The following is a 16,644-nucleotide window of genomic DNA, read 5'->3' as shown; positions in this document are numbered from 1 at the left end:
GGGCGTCATGCGCCCTTGAACGGCGTGTGGGTCTCGAGTTCGCCCAGGTAGTCCGTCACCGCCGCCGTTTCCTCGTCCAGGAAGTTCTGGATCGCTTCGGCGAATCCCGGATGGGCGACCCAGTGCGCGGACCAGGTCGGGGTGGGTAGCAGGCCGCGGGCCATCTTGTGTTCGCCTTGCGCGCCGCCTTCGAAACGCGCGATCCCATGCGCGATGCAATAGGCGATCGACTGCATGTAGCAGGTCTCGAAATGGAGCCCTGGCACATACTCCGTCGCGCCCCAATAGCGGCCGTATAGCGCATCGCCGCCGGCGAGGTTCAGCGCCGCCGCCACGGACTGGCCATCGCGTTCGGCCAGGATCAGCACGAAGGCGTCCGCCTGCTCGCGATGCGCGCGCTGGAAGAATTCGCGGCTCAGGTAGGGCGGATTGCCATGGTTGAAGTACGTATGGCAATAGCATTCATAGAAAAAATCCAGCTCGGCGGCGCCGATCTCGTTGCCGCGCAGCCAGCGGTATGACAGGCCGGCGGCGGCGACCTTCTTGCGGTCCTGCCGGATCTTCTTGCGCTTGTCGTGGTTCATGGCGGCCAGGAACGCCTCGAAGTCCGCGTAGCCCGCGTTGATCCAATGGAACTGCACGCTTTCCCGGATCATGAAGCCGGCGTCCCGCAAGACGCGCATGTCGGCGTCGGCGGGAAACAGCAGGTGCAGCGAGGACACCTTGACCTCCTGGGCGAAGGCCACCAGGCCGCGCACGAGCGTGGCGCGGTCTTCGTCGCAGGACGCCAGCAGCCTCGGCCCCGTCACCGGCGTAAACGGGATGGCCGACAGCAGCTTGGGGTAATACCGCATGCCATGCCGCTGGAAGGCGTCGGCCCACGCGTAGTCGAATACGTACTCGCCGCGGGAATGCGATTTCAGGTAGAGCGGGGCGGCGGCGGCCAGCGCATCGCCGCGCCAGAGCGCCAGGTAATGCGGCGCCCATCCCGTTTCGCGCGCCGCGCAGCCGGTCTCGTGCATGGCGTGCAGGAACGCATGCCGCAGAAAGGGCTGATCCCCGGCCAGCGCGTCCCATTGCTGGGCGTCGATGCGGGACAGGTCGGTTTCAATGGTCAGGCGCAGGGAATCCATCAGCGAATGATAAAGTCTCCGTCAACGTACAGTCTTCAAGCCATAGGCTTTTTCAGGGTTTTGGGGCGGCCGCGCGCCGCCTGGGGTTTGGAAACATCATGGACAGCAACACGATCCCTCCCTCGGAAGGGAATGGTCCGAACTGCATGCGCGCGCAAGCGCTGGCGGCCCTGGCCGCCACGGCATGGCCGGAAAAACTGGCGGGCGTGCGCGCCATCGCGGATACCGCGGCGCTGAATTGCCAGCGCGTGTTCGCGCCCGTGGCCGGACTGCCCGGCCGTCCGCCGCTGCCCGAACTGGTCGCGCCCGCGCAGGTCAGGCATCGCTCGATGGCCACGCTGGAAGGGCGCGCGGCGCTGCTGCACGCGTTGGCCCATATCGAATTCAACGCGGTGAACCTGGCGCTGGACATCATCTGGCGTTTCGCCGGCATGCCCGAGGCCTTTTATCGGGACTGGCTGCGCGTCGCCCGCGAAGAGGCCTATCACTTCGACCTGCTGCGCCAGCGGCTGGCCGCGCTGGGCTACGCCTATGGCGACTTCCCGGCGCACAACGGCCTGTGGGACATGGCGGAAAGAACACGGGACGACCTGCTCGCCCGCTTGGCGCTGGTGCCGCGCACGCTCGAGGCGCGCGGCCTGGACGCCTCGCCCATGATCCGCAACAAGCTGGCCGGGGCGGGGGATGCGGACAGCGCGGCCATTGTAGACATCATCCTGCGCGACGAGATCGGCCACGTCGCCATCGGCAACCATTGGTACAGGCAGCAATGCGCGCAGGCGGGCAAGGAGCCCGTGGCCTGCTATGCCGAGCTGGCCCGCCTTTATGGCGCACCCCGGCTGCGCGGCCCATTCAACCTGGAGGCGCGCCGCGCCGCGGGGTTCAGCGACGCCGAGCTTGCCGCGCTGCAAGCCGACTGACCGGAGAGCGCCAGGATGAACATCACGATCGACGCGCTCCTGACCGGCACGGTGCGCCCGCTGGGCGACTCCGGCCGCGACAGCGGCATAGACAAGCATCCCGTGGCCGAGCGCCTGTGGCTGGGCCCGGAAGGCCTGAGCGGCGACGAGCAGGCCGACCGCCGCTTTCATGGCGGTCCCGAGAAGGCGCTGCATCACTATGCGCGCGACCACTATCCCGCGTGGCTCGACGCATTGGGCGAACGCCCCGTGCTGCGCGGCCCGGGCGCCTTCGGCGAGAACATCTCCACGTCTGGCGTGACGGAAAGCGACGTCTGCGTGGGCGACATCTACCGCGTCGGAACGGCGGTGGTGCAGGTGTCGCAGGCGCGGCAGCCGTGCTGGAAGCTGGATCACCGCTTCGGCCATCGCGGCATGGCGGCCCGGGTGCAGGCCAGCGGCATGACCGGCTGGTACTACCGCGTGCTGCAAACGGGCTGGCTGGCCACGGGCGACGCCTTGTCCCTGCAGGACCGTCCGCATCCGCAATGGACGCTGGCGCGCGTGCAGGACATCTTGAACCGGCGCGTACTGGACCCCGGCGTGCTGCATGCGCTGGCGAACCTGTCCGAGCTGTCGCCGAACTGGCGGACGCTCTTTGAAAAGCGCGCCCGCGCAGGCGAGGTCGAAGACTGGACGAGGCGTCTCGAAGGCGATGCCGCGGCCACACCCCCCAAGGAATCCCAAGCATGAAATCCCTGATCGCCATCGCGCTGACCGGCGCCGCATTGACCTTGCCGGCGCCCGCGGCCCAGGCGGCCGACGCGTTCGCCGCCTGCCTGTCGCAACTGCGCGCTCCGGCGCTGAAGGCCGGCGTCTCGGGGGCGACCTTCGACATGCACACCGCCAATCTGGCGCCGGACATGGCGGTGATCGACCTGCTGGATGCCCAGCCGGAGTTCAAGACGCCCATCTGGGACTACATGGCGGGCCTGGTCGACGACGAGCGCGTGGCGGACGGGCAGGCCGGCATGGCGCAATGGCGCGCCGAACTGGACCGCGCGGCGAAGCGCTACGGCGTGGACCCGGCCACCATCGCGGCGGTGTGGGGAGTGGAAAGCAACTTCGGACGCACGCTGGGCGGCCGGCCGCTCCTGACCTCCCTGTCCACGCTGTCGTGCTTTGGCCGCCGCCAAGCCTATTTCCGGGGCGAATTCTTTGCCACGCTGAAGATCATCCAGGACGAGCACATCGCGCCGGACCGCCTGGCCGGCTCCTGGGCGGGCGCATTCGGCCAGACCCAGTTCATGCCCTCCACCTACCTGCGGCTGGCGGTGGATTTCGATGGCGACGGCCGGCGCGACCTGGTCGACAGCGTGCCGGACGCGCTGGCGTCCACCGCCAACTTCCTGAAGCGCGCGGGCTGGAACCCCGCGCTTGCCTGGGGCTATGAGGTCAGGCTTCCCGCCGGCCTGGACACCGCGGGGGCAGGGCGCAAGAACAAGCGGCCGATGTCGTCCTGGACCAGGCAGGGCGTGACGCGCGCGGACGGACAGGCTCTGCCCGACGGCGACACGCCGGCGGGGCTGCTGTTGCCGGCCGGCCGCGGCGGCCCGGCGTTCCTGGTCACGCGCAACTTCGATGCCCTGTACTCCTACAACGCGGCGGAGAGCTATGCGCTGGCGATCGCCCACCTGTCGGACCGGCTGCGCGGCGGCGGGCCGCTGGCGCAAGCCTGGCCAACGGACGACCCCGGGCTGTCGCGGGCCGAGCGGCGCGAGCTGCAACGCCTGCTGATCGCGCGCGGTTACGACGTGGGCGAGCCGGATGGCATGATCGGCGCCCGGACCCGCCAGGCCCTGCAGGCGGCGCAGCGCGAGCTGGGCCTGCCGGCGGACGGTCGCGCGGGCCAGAAAGCACTGAAGGCGCTGAAGGCATCGGCCGCCAAGGGAGGGGGTTGAAGCCCCCGGACGGCTGTCTCCTCGCTTACAAGTTTTGCAAACTTGCGGTGGCAGGTCATGGGGATGACACGCGCGGCGCCGGTCATGGCCCTATACTGGTTTTCCCACTTTTCAGGAGCGTTGCGATGAGCCTATTGGATTCCTTGGCCTCGATGGCCGGCGGTGGTCAGCAAGGCGGTTCGGCATCGCTGCTGCCGGCGCTGATCGAGCAACTGAACAAATACCCGGGCGGCCTCACCGGCCTGATCGCCAGCTTCCAGAAGGGCGGCTTGAGCGAAATCGTCGCCTCTTGGGTGGGCACTGGCCAGAACCTGCCCGTCAGCCCGGACCAGCTCGGTTCCGTGCTGGATCCCGGCGTCGTGAACGAACTGGCCGCCAAGACGGGGCAGGACACCGACTCCGTGCTGGGCTCCCTGTCCTCGCTGCTGCCGCAGTTGGTCGACAAGGCCACGCCGGAAGGCGCGGTGCAGCCGGGCCAGCAATTCAACCCGACCGATCTGCTGGCTTCGCTGTCTGGCCTGTTCGGCAATCGCGGTTAATGGCGGCGGGGGCTCCCGCCTCGCCCGCCGCTTGCGTTCTTGTACGCCAGCGCCTGCCTCAGGCGCTGGCGCGCACCGTTGGCTTCATGCAGGCCGCCAAGCAACTCAGCAGATGGGCAGGGACATGTGGGCTGAGCAATAGGGGACGGCCCAGCAGCTTATCAGGCGGCCGCCGTGCGGCTGCAATGCCGTGCCCGGGCGGCTATTTCCCGAAGATGCGGCGCAGCCGCTCAACTTCCGCCAGATTCAGGCGTTTGGCTTCCTGCTCGGCGTAGTCCTTTTCGCCGGGCTCATACGCGCCTTTGTAGAGGCACTTGCTGCGGTTTCCCTTGCACTGGTCGCTCTTGTGGGCAGCGGATGCGGACGCCGAGGCGCCCTTGGGGCCCGCAGGCCCGGGCTTGACCGAGGAGCAGCCGGAAACCAGTGCGACAAGCAGCAGCAGGACGCCGCAGCGGCTGAACGTTAGCTTGGACATTTCCCCCGGCCCCACAGAGATGCTATAGGCGTTTTATAGCAAACCCTTGAAATCAAAGGCGTTCCAAGTGGTAGCAGGAGCTGGCCAGGCGCTGCCGGCCATTCAGGCGCTGCAGCGCAAAAAAAAGGCCAACTTTAAGGGTTGGCCTTTTCTAAGTGCTTGATAGCACTAGGGTATTTGGTGGAGCCGGGGGGAATTGAACCCCCGTCCGCAAGCCCTCTGCAATCAGTTCTACATGCGTAGTCGATTTATTTGGTTTTAACTTTGGACTTAGCCAACCGACAGGCCGGACCAAAGCGATTCACGTAATTTAAATTTGAACCGTGTGACCCCAGTTCAAACCGATTCCTTGTGAATGTCGCTGCTGCGGTTCGAGGGTTACCCCCCTAGGAAGTTGCCTTCCTCCGCCTGACCCAAGGACAGATCAGTGCAGCGGCTCACCGCTTAAGCGGCGAGAGCGAAACGCTCGTCGTTGGCGTTTGTAGTGTTTCCAGTGGTTTAACGAGCGAACTGGTGCTCGGCATGCCCTGAGTTGTTTCGCGACCCACGTCGAATCCGGATCGGCCCCAAGAACTTCTATTGTACTGGTAAACGTAATAGCCTGCTGCGTTGTCCGCGCCCGCCTGTACGGGCGTGGCGCGGGCGACACAAGCGGCGGTCAGGCAGCGTTGGCGCAGGCGGGCTTGCCCTGCCGGCTCGGCCGCGAGGCTGCCATCATCAAGAGGGCCAGGCCCACGGAAATCGCCACGATGACGGCTGCGGCCCAACCCAGCGAGGCCAGCCCGAAGTTGTCGATCACCTGCCCGCCCACCACGGCGCCCAGGCCGATTCCGATGTTGGCTCCCGAGATGTTCAGGGAGGCCGCAAACGCCGGCGCTTCGGGGGCCGATTTCATCAGGCGCACGTGGCACACGATGAACAGCGCGGCCTGCGCGATGCCCCAGACGCCCAGGGCGACGGCCAGCAGTCCATGCGACTGCATGACGGGCGCGACGAACGCCAGCCCCACGGCCATCAGCGACGAGAACAGGGCGGTGGCGCCCAGCGGGCTGCGGTCCACCAGCCGGCCCCCCAGGGTATTGCCAAGCAGCCCCACGGTGCCGAAGGCCATCATCGTCCAGCCGACGATCTTGCCGTCGAAGCCGGCCAGCCGCTCCAGCATGTCCGCCAGGTAGGTGTAGGCGGTGAACATGCCGGTGAACACCAGCAGCGACAGCAGCACGTGGCCGACCACCATCGGGTTGCGCAGGATGCGCAGTTGCGTGACGAGCTTCACGCTGTCGGCGCGGATGCGCGTGCTGGGGAACGTGAGCAGCAGCAGCAGCGCCTTGGCGAACGCCACCCCGGAAAGCACCCAGAAGGCCGCGCGCCAGCCGAAGGCGTCCGAAATCAGCACGCCGATGGGAATGCCGAACACGGTGGCCGCCACGATGCCGAAGGCCACCATCGAGATGGCGCGGCCGGCGCGCGCCGGCCCGACCAGTTCCACGGCGGTGGCGCTGGCCAGGGACCAGAACACCGGCAGGGCGAGCGCCGGCACGAAGCGGGCAATCGCCATGATCCAGATGTTCGGCGCAAGGGCAGCCACGGCATTGGACAGCCCGAACAGCACCAGCACGCCGACGAACAGGCGCTTGCGCTCGATGTTGGCCATCAGCGCGGTCAGGAGCGGACCGGTCGCGGCGACGGTGAAGGCGAACAGCGTCACCAGCAGGCCGGCCTGGGAAACGGTGACGTTCAGGTCGCGGGCCAGGCCCGGCAGCAGCCCCACGATCAGGAACTCGGTTGTCAGGATGGTGAAGCCGGCGGCGGATAGAAGCAGAATAGGCAAAAGCATAGGCATTCCTCTGGCGCGCTGCCGGAAGGCGGCGCGCGGGCAGGGCAGTGAGGGTAGAGAAAAAGGTCAGGTGTGCGCGGGGCAGGGACCGGGCACGGTGCGAGAGGGCGTAAGGCCGTCAGCGCGGAGGTCTGTCGCTGCGGATGGCTGGGTCCGCAACGCCGGCTTCAGCCGGAAAGGCAATCGGGAAACACCCGAGCGCCAAGCATGGTTCACACTTTAAGGGACTTGGCTTTCTGGATAAAGCGTCTGAATCCGGATAGATTGTTCGGTCAATTGAACCAATTGACGCGAACAATCGTAATGCCTGCGAGGTCATCGGGCGCGGAGCCCGTTTTGCGCCTTAGCGCAGGTCGCTGGGCAGCAGCGGCTGGATGGCGGGCCAGAGGTCCGCAGGGGTGTTGGCGCAGGTTTCCGCTTCCCAGGCGGTGATATTGTCTTCTTCGCCCACGTAGCCGTAGGCCGCCGCGACGGCGGGCATGCCCGCTGCGTGCGCGGCCTGGATGTCGCGCAGATCATCGCCAACATACACGCAGCGGTCCGTGCCAAACCCGGCTTCGCGCGCGGCATGCTGCAGCGGCAGCGGGTGGGGCTTGGCATGGGCCGTGGTGTCGCCGCAGACAAGCACGGCGCTGTCGCGCGTCAGGTCCAGGAACTCGACGATGGGCAGGGTCAGGTAGGTGACCTTGTTGGTGACGATCCCCCAGGACAGCCCCCGGCGGCGGATATCGGCCAGCAATTCCTCGATGCCGGGAAACAGCTTGCTGTGGACCGTGGAGCTGGCCGCATAGTCTTCCAGGAACTGCAGGCGGGTCGGTTCGTAGTCCGGGTCGCCGGGCTTCAGGTCGAGCGCGACGCGCAGCAGCCCGCGGGCGCCCTGCGACGCAACGGGGCGCAACGCCTCGTAGGGCATCGGTTCCAGGCCGCGCCGGGTGCGCTGGCGGTTGGCCGCGGCGGCCAGGTCGGGGGCGGTATCGGCCAGCGTGCCGTCGAAATCGAACAGAATCAGGGCGCTCATTTGCGGGTAGCCATCAGGTAGTTGACCGAGGTGTCGGACGACAGCGTGTAGATCTGGGTAATGGGGTTGTATTCCATGCCGCGCATGCTGACGGGCTCCAGGGCCGCGCCGCGGGCCGCCGCCGACAGTTCGCTGGGCTTGATGAACTGGTCATAGGTGTGGGTGCCGCGCGGCAGCAGGCGCAGCACGTATTCGGCGCCCACAATCGCGAACAGGAAGGACTTGGCGTTGCGGTTCAGCGTCGAAAAGAACACCCAGCCGCCCGGCTTGACCAAGGTGGAGCAGGCGCGCACGATCGATGCCGGGTCCGGCACATGCTCCAGCATTTCCATGCAGGTCACCACGTCGTACTGTCCGGGCTGTTCGGCTGCCAGTTCTTCCACGGGCACCTTGCGGTACTCCACCTTCACGCCGGATTCCAGGCCGTGCAGGCGGGCGACCTTCAGGGATTTGTCGGCCAGGTCGATGCCCGTCACGTCCGCGCCGCCGCGGGCCATGGCCTCCGACAGGATGCCGCCGCCGCAGCCCACGTCCAGCACCTTCTTGCCGCCAAGGCTGCCCGCGCATTCCTGGATCCATTCCAGCCGGAGCGGATTGATGGCGTGCAAGGGCTTGAACTCGCTTTCGGGATCCCACCAGCGGCTGGCCAGGGCGCTGAACTTGTCGAGTTCGGCCTGGTCGGCGTTGACGGAGGCTTGGGCACTGTCGTGAATTTGCGTGGTCATGGGCGGTCCAGCGAAAGGCGACTCTATATATAGAGGGGGGTCCAGCGAGCTAGGCGAGGACGGGCGCGCGCCAATGCACCGGATTGGTGCCTGGCGGGCGAAAAAAAGGGCCTCGCTATGCGAGGCCCCTTATTGTAGCTAGTCCGGCAATTACTTGCGGCTACCCACGATTTCGATTTCAACGCGACGGTTTTGGGCACGGCCCTCTTTCGTCTTGTTGGAAGCGATGGGCTGCAGTTCACCCTTGCCTTCCGTGTAGATACGGTTGGGGTCGATACCCAGGCTGACCAGGTAGGCCTTGACCGAAGCGGCGCGGCGCTCGGACAGCTTCTGGTTGTAGGCTTCGGTACCGATCGAGTCGGTGTGGCCAACAGCGATGATGGTTTCCAGCTCGATACCGCGAGCTTGCTGGGCGACTTGGTCCAGCAGCTGACGGCCTTCGGGCTTCAGAACCGACTTGTCGAAGTCGAAGAACGTGTCAGCATTGAACACGACCTTTGCCGCCATCGGGGCCGGCTTCGCCTTCTGTTGTGCAACCGGGACACCGTCGCAACCGGGGATACCGGTGGCAGGGGTCCAGAAAGCATCGCGCCAGCACAGTTCGTTCGTGCCGTTTTTCCAAACGTTACCGAACGGGTTGCGCCAGTTGTCCACGGTTTGCGCGGAAGCTACACCAGAGGCCGTGACGGCGGCGAAGGCGAGCGCCAGAGCGAATTTGGAGGGTTTGTTCATGTTTCTCCTCGTTGAGCTTGAAGCTGGATAAGTGACTCGCAGCGAACCCCCGCCGCATATCAGGAAAACGGGGCCAGTATAGCAACGCCAAGAGCTGGTTCAAAGGAATAGCTACTGGGTTTCCTGCGTGCTGGAAACAATCTTAAGGCATTTGGGGGGCTTTGGCTTCCCTGGACAGGCGCATTAATGCTGGATATGACGTTTTCGGCGCTCCATCGGTTTTCCATGTTGGTTTTTGACAACAGCCCCACGGGGCGCGGGTGTGCGCGGGGGCGACCCGTCCCCAGCTTGCCCGGTCCAGGCCGCCGCCGCGCTTCATGCCGCCGCCCGCCAGACTGCTCTCCCAATCGAATGATAGAATTTCCTGTTTACCCGGCCCGGGTTCCTCCTTACACGATTCTGTCGTTATATATATGGATTCCTTTGCCAAGGAGACGCTTCCGGTATCGCTGGAAGAAGAGATGCGCCGCAGTTACCTCGATTACGCGATGAGCGTGATCGTTGGGCGGGCGCTACCGGATGTGCGGGACGGGCTCAAGCCCGTCCACCGGCGCGTGCTCTACGCGATGCACGAACTGAACAACGACTGGAACCGCGCGTATAAAAAGTCGGCGCGTATCGTCGGGGACGTCATCGGTAAGTACCACCCCCACGGCGACCAGTCCGTCTATGACACCATCGTCCGCATGGCGCAGGATTTCTCCATGCGCTACATGCTGGTCGACGGCCAGGGCAACTTCGGCTCGATCGACGGCGATAACGCCGCGGCGATGCGCTACACCGAAATCCGCCTGGCCAAGATCGCCCACGAGCTCCTGGCCGACATCGACCAGGAAACGGTGGACTTCGGTCCCAACTACGACGGCAGCGAACAAGAACCGCTGCTGTTGCCGTCGCGCCTGCCCAACCTGCTGGTCAACGGCAGCTCCGGCATCGCGGTGGGCATGGCCACCAACATTCCGCCGCACAACCTTCAGGAAGTGGTCGACGGCTGCCTGTACTGCCTGCGCAATCCGGCTTGCACGGTCGATGAGCTCATCGAGCTCATCCCAGCGCCCGATTTCCCCACCGGCGGCATCATCTACGGCATGTCCGGCGTGCGCGAAGGCTATCGCACCGGTCGCGGCCGCGTCATCATGCGCGCCAAGACCCACTTCGAAGACATGGAGAAGGGCAATCGCCAAGCGATCGTGATCGACGCGATTCCCTACCAGGTCAACAAGAAAACGCTGCAGGAACGCATTGCCGAGCTCGTCAACGACAAGAAGATCGAAGGCATCTCCGATATTCGCGACGAGTCCGACAAGGACGGCATGCGCCTGGTCATCGAGCTCAAGCGCGGCGAGGTTCCCGAGGTTGTCCTGAACAATCTCTACAAGAATACGCAGCTGCAAGACACCTTCGGGATGAACCTGGTGGCGCTGGTCGACGGCCAGCCCCGCCTGCTCAACCTGAAGCAGATGATCGACTACTTCCTGCAGCATCGCCGCGAAGTGGTCACGCGCCGCACGGTGTTCCAACTGCGCAAGGCCCGCGAACGCGGCCACGTGCTGGAAGGCCTGGCCGTCGCGCTGGCCAACATCGACGATTTCATCGCGATCATCAAGGCGGCGCCGACGCCTCCCGTGGCGCGCCAGGAACTGATGGCGAAGTCGTGGGATTCGTCGCTGGTGCGCGACATGTTGTCGCGCGCCGACGGCGATACGCCGGGAGGCCGCGCGGCCTTCCGTCCCGACGACCTGGGCGCCGAATTCGGCCTCCAGGGCGACGGCATGTACCGCTTGAGCGACACGCAGGCTCAGGAAATCCTGAACATGCGCCTGCAACGCCTGACCGGGCTGGAGCAGGACAAGATCGTCGGCGAATACAAGGACATCATGTCCACGATCGCCGATCTGCTCGACATCCTGGCTCGCCCCGAGCGCATCACGTCCATCATCAGCGAAGAGCTGCAAGCCATCAAGGCCGAATTCTCGACCAGCGCGAAGGACTCGCGCCGCTCGGAAATCGAGATGAACGCGACCGAGCTCGACACCGAAGACCTGATCACGCCCACCGACATGGTCGTGACCCTGTCGCACGGCGGCTACATCAAGAGCCAGCCCTTGTCCGAGTACCGCTCGCAAAAGCGCGGCGGACGCGGCAAGCAGGCCACGGCCATGAAGGAAAACGACTGGATCGACCAGTTGTTCATCGCCAACACGCACGACTTCCTGCTGTGCTTCTCCAACCGCGGCCGCGTGTACTGGCTGAAGGTCTGGGAAGTGCCGCAAGGCACGCGCAATTCCCGCGGCAAGCCGATAGTGAACATGTTCCCGCTGGCCGACGGCGAGAAGATCACGGTGGTGCTGCCGGTCAAGGAATTCAGCGAAGATCACTACGTCTTCATGGCGACCTCGCGCGGCACGGTCAAGAAGACCCCGCTGTCGGACTTCTCCAACCCGCGCAAGGCCGGCATCATCGCCGTCGACCTTGACGACGGCGACTACCTGATCGGCGCCGACCTGACCGACGGCAAGCACGACGTCATGCTGTTCTCGGACGCCGGCAAGGCCGTGCGCTTCGACGAGAACGACGTGCGTCCGATGGGCCGCAATGCCCGCGGCGTGCGCGGCATGATGCTCGAAGAGACGCAGACCGTCATCGCTCTGCTCGTGGCCGGCGACGAAACGCAGACCGTGCTGACCGCCACCGAGAACGGCTACGGCAAACGCACGCCGATCGCGGAATACACGCGCCATGGCCGTGGCACCAAGGGCATGATCGCCATCCAGACCAGCTCGCGCAACGGCAAGGTGGTCGGAGCGGTGCTGGTCATGCCTTCGGATGAGATCATGCTGATCACCACCGGCGGCGTCCTGGTGCGCACCCGCGTCGCGGAAATCCGCGAAATGGGCCGCGCGACCCAAGGCGTCACGCTCATCAACGTCGACGACGGCAGCACGCTGTCGGGCGTGCGCCGCGTCGTGGAAAGCGATGCGGACGATGATGGCGACCTGGACGAAGATGGCCAGGAAGCGAGCGGCGACGACAGCAACGGCGCAGCGGATTCGACGGACTCGACGGAACCTACGGAGCAATAATGGCCCGCCCCTGGAACTTCTCGGCAGGCCCCTCGGCCTTGCCCGAGGTGGTGCTGCAGCAAGCCGCTGCGGAAATGCTGGACTGGCACGGCAGCGGCATGTCCGTGATGGAAATGAGCCATCGCGGCAAGCACTTCGTGCAGATCTGCGATGAAGCCGAATCGGATCTGCGCGATCTGCTGAGCCTGCCGGCGGACTACGCCGTCATGTTCATGCAAGGCGGAGGTTCCGGGGAAAACGCCATCGTTCCCATGAATCTCATGGGACGCCGCGGCACGCCGGCCGCCGACTTCGTCGTGACGGGCCACTGGTCCAAGCGTTCGTACAAGGAAGCCGGCCGCTACGGCAGCACCCATCTGGCAGCAAGCAGCGAACAGGCTGCCCAGCTGGACGGGCGCGAGCAGGGGCCGCTGACCTGGGTGCCGACGGTCGACACCTGGCAGGTGCGCAAGGAATCGGCCTACCTGCACCTTTGCAGCAATGAAACCATCGGCGGCGTCGAGTTCACGGATTGGCCCGACACTGCCGCGCTGGGCGCACCCGACGTGCCGCTGGTCGTCGACGCGTCCTCGCATTTCCTGTCGCGTCCGATGGACGTGACGCGCTGCGGCATGATGTACGCCGGCGCGCAGAAGAACGCCGGCCCGGCGGGCGTGACCATGGTCATCGCGCGCCGCGACCTGATCGGCCATGCCTTGCCGATCTGCCCGTCCGCGTTCGACTACGCCAACGTCGCCGCCGAGCACTCGCGCTACAACACGCCGCCCACCTTCGCGATCTACGTCGCGGGCCTGGTGTTCAAGTGGGTGAAGGCCAATGGCGGCGTGGCCGGCATGGAAGCCGCCAACAAGGCCAAGGCCGATCTACTGTACGGCTACCTGGACGGCAGCGGCTTTTACCGCAACCCCATCCACGCGCCGGTGCGCTCGCGCATGAACGTGCCGTTCGTGCTTCGCGACGAGTCGCTCAACGACGCCTTCCTGCAAGGCGCCGAGGCGGCCGGCCTGACGCAACTGAAGGGCCACAAGAGCGTGGGCGGCATGCGCGCCTCCATCTACAACGCCGTGCCCCTCGCCGGGGTGTCGGCGCTGGTCGAGTACCTGAAGGAATTCGAGCGCCGCCATGGATGAAGACCTGCAGCGCAAGCTGCTCCCCTTGCGTGAACGCATCGACGCGTTGGACGCGCAGATTCTTGACCTCCTGTCGCAGCGCGCCCGCGCCGCGCTGGAAGTGGGCGAGGCCAAGCACGCTGCCCAGGCCGACGGCCCGGTGCTGCGCCCCGAGCGCGAAGCCGAGGTCATCCGCCGCCTGCAGCAGATCAACCCCGGCCCGTTTCCGAATGCGGGCGTGGCGTCCGTCTGGACCGAGATCATCTCGGCCTGTCGCGGCCTGGAGCGCGGCATGACGGTCGCCTTCCTGGGGCCGCAGGGCTCGTTCTCGGAGCAGGCCGCGCTGGAGCATTTCGGCCACGCCGTGCAGAAGCTGCCTTGCGCATCGTTTGACGAAGTCTTCCGCGCCGTCGAGGCCGGCCAGGCCGACGTGGGGATGGTGCCCGTGGAGAACTCCACCGAAGGCGCCGTCAACCGCAGCCTGGACCTGCTGCTCAACACGCCGCTGAAGATCCTGGGCGAGCGTTCGCTGGTCATCCGCCATTGCCTGATGTCGCAGTCCGGCAGCATGGATGGCATCAAGACGATTTCCGCGCACCCGCAAGCGCTGGCCCAGTGCCAGAGCTGGCTGACGCGCAACTATCCCGATGTGGAGCGCGTCGCCGCGTCCAGCAACTCTGAAGCGGCGCGCGCCGCGGCGGGCGACCCGAGCATCGCCGCGATCGCGGGCGAGGTGGCTGCTCCCGCCTGGAATCTTGAGGTCATTGCCGCCGGCATCCAGGACGATCCGCACAACCGCACCCGTTTTCTGGCGATCGGCAGCATCGAGCCGCTGATGAGCGGCAAGGACAAGACCAGCCTGATCCTGGCCGTGCCGAACCGCGCCGGCGCCGTCTACGAAATGCTGGCGCCGCTGGCCGCCAACGGCGTGTCGATGACGCGCTTCGAATCGCGCCCCGCGCGCACCGGCCAGTGGGAATACTATTTCTACGTTGACGTCCTGGGTCACCGCAATGATCCCAACGTCCAGAGCGCTCTTGCCACCTTGCAGGCGCAGGTTGCCTATCTGAAAGTGCTGGGTTCCTACCCGGCGCAGTGACACTTCACACCATGACCACCGCATCCAAGCCCCTTGTTGCTCCCGCGCACGTCAGCGCCATCGCGCCCTACCAGGCGGGCAAGCCGATCGAAGAACTGGCCCGCGAGTTCGGGCTGGACCCGGCAACCATCGTCAAGCTGGCCTCCAATGAAAACCCGCTGGGCATGCCCAAGTCGGCGCGCGAGGCCATGCTGGCCGCGGCCGAGTCGCTGGCGCGCTATCCCGATCCCAACGGCTTTGACCTGAAGGCGGCGCTGGCCGGGCGCTATGGCGTTCCGATGGGCTGGATCACGCTGGGCAACGGTTCCAACGACATCCTGGAAATCGCCGCGCTGGCGCTGCTGGAGCCCGGCTCGTCGGCGGTGTATGCGCAGCATTCGTTCGCGGTCTACCGCCTGGCTACGCAGGCGCGCGGCGCGCGCCACATCGTGGTGCCGGCGCAGGACTATGGCCATGACCTGGATGCGATGTTCGACGCGATTGCCGACGACACGCGCCTCGTGTTCATCGCCAACCCGAACAATCCGACCGGCACCTTCGTGCCGGGCGACAAGGTTGCCGCATTCCTGGAGCGCGTGCATGAGGCCCATGGCGATCGCGTCACGGTCGTGCTGGACGAGGCCTACAACGAATATCTCGATCCGGAGTTCCGCTTCGACAGCACCGCGTTGGTGCGCCGCTATCCCAACCTGATCGTCTCGCGCACGTTCTCCAAGGCCTACGGCCTAGCCGGCCTGCGCGTGGGCTTCTCGGTGGCGCAGCCGGCCCTGACCGACCTGCTGAACCGCGTGCGCCAGCCGTTCAACGTCAATACGCTGGCCCAGGCCGCCGCCATCGCCGCCCTGGGCGACACCGCCTACCTTGAAGAGGCCTACGCCTCGAACAAGGCCGGCAAGGCGCAGCTTTGCGCCGCGTTCGACCGCCTGAAGCTGCGCTACGTGCCCAGCTACGGCAACTTCGTGCTCGTGCATGTGGGCGATGCGCCGCGCATCAACCTGGCGCTGCTCAAGCGCGGCGTGATCGTGCGCCCGGTGGCCGGCGACGGCTTGCCCGAGTGGCTGCGCGTGTCCATCGGCCTGCCGCAAGAGAACGACCGATTCATCGATGCCCTGACCGCCATACTGTCCGAATGAACGACGAGTTGCCTTCTTCCGATCAGGGGGCCGCTGGCCCCCTGATTCCTGTATTGGCGGTTGTCGGCGTCGGTTTGATCGGCGGGTCGTTTGCCGCCGCGCTGCGCGAGGCGGGGCAGGTGGGACGGGTGCTGGGGGTGGGGCGCAATGCGCAATCCCTGGCGCGCGCTGTCGAGCTGGGCCTGATTGATGAAGCCGCCTCGGCCGAAGAAGCCGCGGCGCGGGCCGATCTGGTCTTGCTGGCCACCCCGGTGGGCGGCCTCAAGGACGTGCTGTCGCGGATGCGTCCCCGGCTGGCCGCGGGCGCCGTGCTGACCGACGCCGGCAGCACGAAGGCCGAAGTGGTCGAGGCCGCGCGGGATGCGCTGGGCGACCGCATCGGACAATTCGTGCCTGGCCATCCCATTGCGGGCGCGGAGCGCACGGGGCCAGAGGCCGCCGATGCCAGCCTCTACCGCAAGCGTTCGATCATCCTGACGCCTTTGCCTGAAAACAGCGACCGGTCCCTGGATCTGGTGCGCCGCGCCTGGCAGGCCTGCGGGGCGGACGTGATCGACATGGACGCCGACGCGCACGACCGCGTGCTGGCATCGGTAAGCCATCTGCCGCACCTGCTGTCGGCGGTCTACATGGAGCAGGTGGCGACGGCCGCCGACGCCGATACCCGCCTGGACCTGGCGGGCAGCGGTTTTCGAGACTTCACCCGCATCGCCGCCGGTTCGCCGGAGATGTGGCGCGATATTTTTCTGTCCAACCGCGACGCGATGCTGGCCGAACTGGCCGAGGTGCGCGGCGTGCTGGATCGTGCCGAACGCGCCATCGCCGACGGCGACGGCGAGACTTTGCTGAGGCTGCTGGATACGGCGGCCCGTGCGCGCCGCAACTGGCGCAAGGAGTAGCT

The 16,644-nt window shown here is 66.2% G+C and carries 15 protein-coding genes and 1 other RNA gene; 9 read left to right on the top strand and 7 right to left on the bottom strand.

The annotated features are described in order from the left end of the window. Positions 1–5 precede the first annotated feature (5 nt). On the bottom strand, positions 6–1,133 hold the full coding sequence (locus ACFWP0_RS10450; RefSeq protein ID WP_377841753.1) for a GNAT family N-acetyltransferase: 1,128 nt from the start codon (positions 1,131–1,133) through the stop codon (positions 6–8). Positions 1,134–1,231: 98 nt separating this feature from the next. On the opposite strand from ACFWP0_RS10450, the gene ACFWP0_RS10445 reads away from it, so the two are divergent. The 4 genes from ACFWP0_RS10445 (at position 1,232) to ACFWP0_RS10430 (ending at position 4,532) form a co-directional block, all read left to right on the top strand. Beyond that, positions 1,232–2,053, top strand: a complete 822-nt coding sequence (locus ACFWP0_RS10445; protein ID WP_377841752.1) for a ferritin-like domain-containing protein — start codon at positions 1,232–1,234, stop codon at positions 2,051–2,053. A 15-nt stretch (positions 2,054–2,068) separates the two neighbouring features. Further along, entirely contained in the window at positions 2,069–2,785 is a 717-nt protein-coding gene (locus tag ACFWP0_RS10440; protein WP_377841750.1) for an MOSC domain-containing protein, read from the top strand. Then, positions 2,782–3,993, top strand: a complete 1,212-nt coding sequence (locus ACFWP0_RS10435) for a lytic murein transglycosylase (RefSeq protein WP_377841749.1) — start codon at positions 2,782–2,784, stop codon at positions 3,991–3,993. Before ACFWP0_RS10440 ends, ACFWP0_RS10435 begins: the two co-directional genes overlap by 4 nt. Positions 3,994–4,118: 125 nt before the next feature. Next, positions 4,119–4,532 (top strand): YidB family protein, encoded by a 414-nt coding sequence (locus ACFWP0_RS10430; protein WP_377841747.1) that lies wholly within the window; start codon positions 4,119–4,121, stop codon positions 4,530–4,532. 202 nt (positions 4,533–4,734) lie between these two features. On the opposite strand, the gene ACFWP0_RS10425 is transcribed toward ACFWP0_RS10430, so the two are convergent. From ACFWP0_RS10425 to ompA, 6 genes are all read right to left on the bottom strand, one after another. Further along, positions 4,735–5,007 (bottom strand): hypothetical protein, encoded by a 273-nt coding sequence (locus tag ACFWP0_RS10425; protein ID WP_377841746.1) that lies wholly within the window; start codon positions 5,005–5,007, stop codon positions 4,735–4,737. 178 nt (positions 5,008–5,185) lie between these two features. Next, positions 5,186–5,575, bottom strand: a transfer-messenger RNA (tmRNA) gene (ssrA, locus tag ACFWP0_RS10420). A 90-nt stretch (positions 5,576–5,665) separates the two neighbouring features. Then, positions 5,666–6,844: an MFS transporter gene (locus tag ACFWP0_RS10415; RefSeq protein WP_377841744.1), complete on the bottom strand. Its 1,179-nt coding sequence runs from the start codon at positions 6,842–6,844 to the stop codon at positions 5,666–5,668. Positions 6,845–7,187: 343 nt separating this feature from the next. Then, entirely contained in the window at positions 7,188–7,862 is a 675-nt protein-coding gene (locus ACFWP0_RS10410) for an HAD-IA family hydrolase (protein WP_377841743.1), read from the bottom strand. Continuing rightward, complete coding sequence (ubiG, locus tag ACFWP0_RS10405; RefSeq protein WP_377841742.1) at positions 7,859–8,587, bottom strand: bifunctional 2-polyprenyl-6-hydroxyphenol methylase/3-demethylubiquinol 3-O-methyltransferase UbiG; 729 nt, start codon at positions 8,585–8,587, stop codon at positions 7,859–7,861. Before ubiG ends, ACFWP0_RS10410 begins: the two co-directional genes overlap by 4 nt. Positions 8,588–8,737: 150 nt before the next feature. Beyond that, entirely contained in the window at positions 8,738–9,319 is a 582-nt protein-coding gene (gene ompA, locus ACFWP0_RS10400) for an outer membrane protein OmpA (protein ID WP_377841741.1), read from the bottom strand. A gap of 413 nt (positions 9,320–9,732) precedes the next feature. On the opposite strand from ompA, the gene gyrA reads away from it, so the two are divergent. From gyrA to ACFWP0_RS10375, 5 genes are read left to right on the top strand one after another with little or no spacing between them, the layout of a single operon-like run. After that, positions 9,733–12,402 (top strand): DNA gyrase subunit A, encoded by a 2,670-nt coding sequence (gene gyrA, locus ACFWP0_RS10395; protein ID WP_377841739.1) that lies wholly within the window; start codon positions 9,733–9,735, stop codon positions 12,400–12,402. Next, complete coding sequence (serC, locus tag ACFWP0_RS10390; protein WP_377841737.1) at positions 12,402–13,532, top strand: 3-phosphoserine/phosphohydroxythreonine transaminase; 1,131 nt, start codon at positions 12,402–12,404, stop codon at positions 13,530–13,532. The genes gyrA and serC overlap by 1 nt, the downstream gene beginning before the upstream one ends. Further along, on the top strand, positions 13,525–14,610 hold the full coding sequence (gene pheA, locus ACFWP0_RS10385; RefSeq protein ID WP_377841736.1) for a prephenate dehydratase: 1,086 nt from the start codon (positions 13,525–13,527) through the stop codon (positions 14,608–14,610). Before serC ends, pheA begins: the two co-directional genes overlap by 8 nt. An 11-nt stretch (positions 14,611–14,621) precedes the next feature. Then, a complete protein-coding gene (gene hisC, locus ACFWP0_RS10380; protein ID WP_377841734.1) occupies positions 14,622–15,743 on the top strand; it encodes a histidinol-phosphate transaminase in 1,122 nt (373 codons plus the stop codon). Then, the gene (locus ACFWP0_RS10375; RefSeq protein ID WP_377841733.1) at positions 15,740–16,642 is read left to right on the top strand and encodes a prephenate dehydrogenase; all 903 of its coding nucleotides are present in this window, start codon (positions 15,740–15,742) and stop codon (positions 16,640–16,642) included. The genes hisC and ACFWP0_RS10375 overlap by 4 nt, the downstream gene beginning before the upstream one ends. Positions 16,643–16,644 lie beyond the last annotated feature (2 nt).

This window comes from Achromobacter sp. NPDC058515, from assembly GCF_042721735.1.
Classification (GTDB): Bacteria; Pseudomonadota; Gammaproteobacteria; order Burkholderiales; family Burkholderiaceae_B; genus Achromobacter.
The sequence above is the reverse complement of the archived record's forward strand: the minus strand, read 5'-3'. Positions and strand labels throughout refer to the sequence as shown.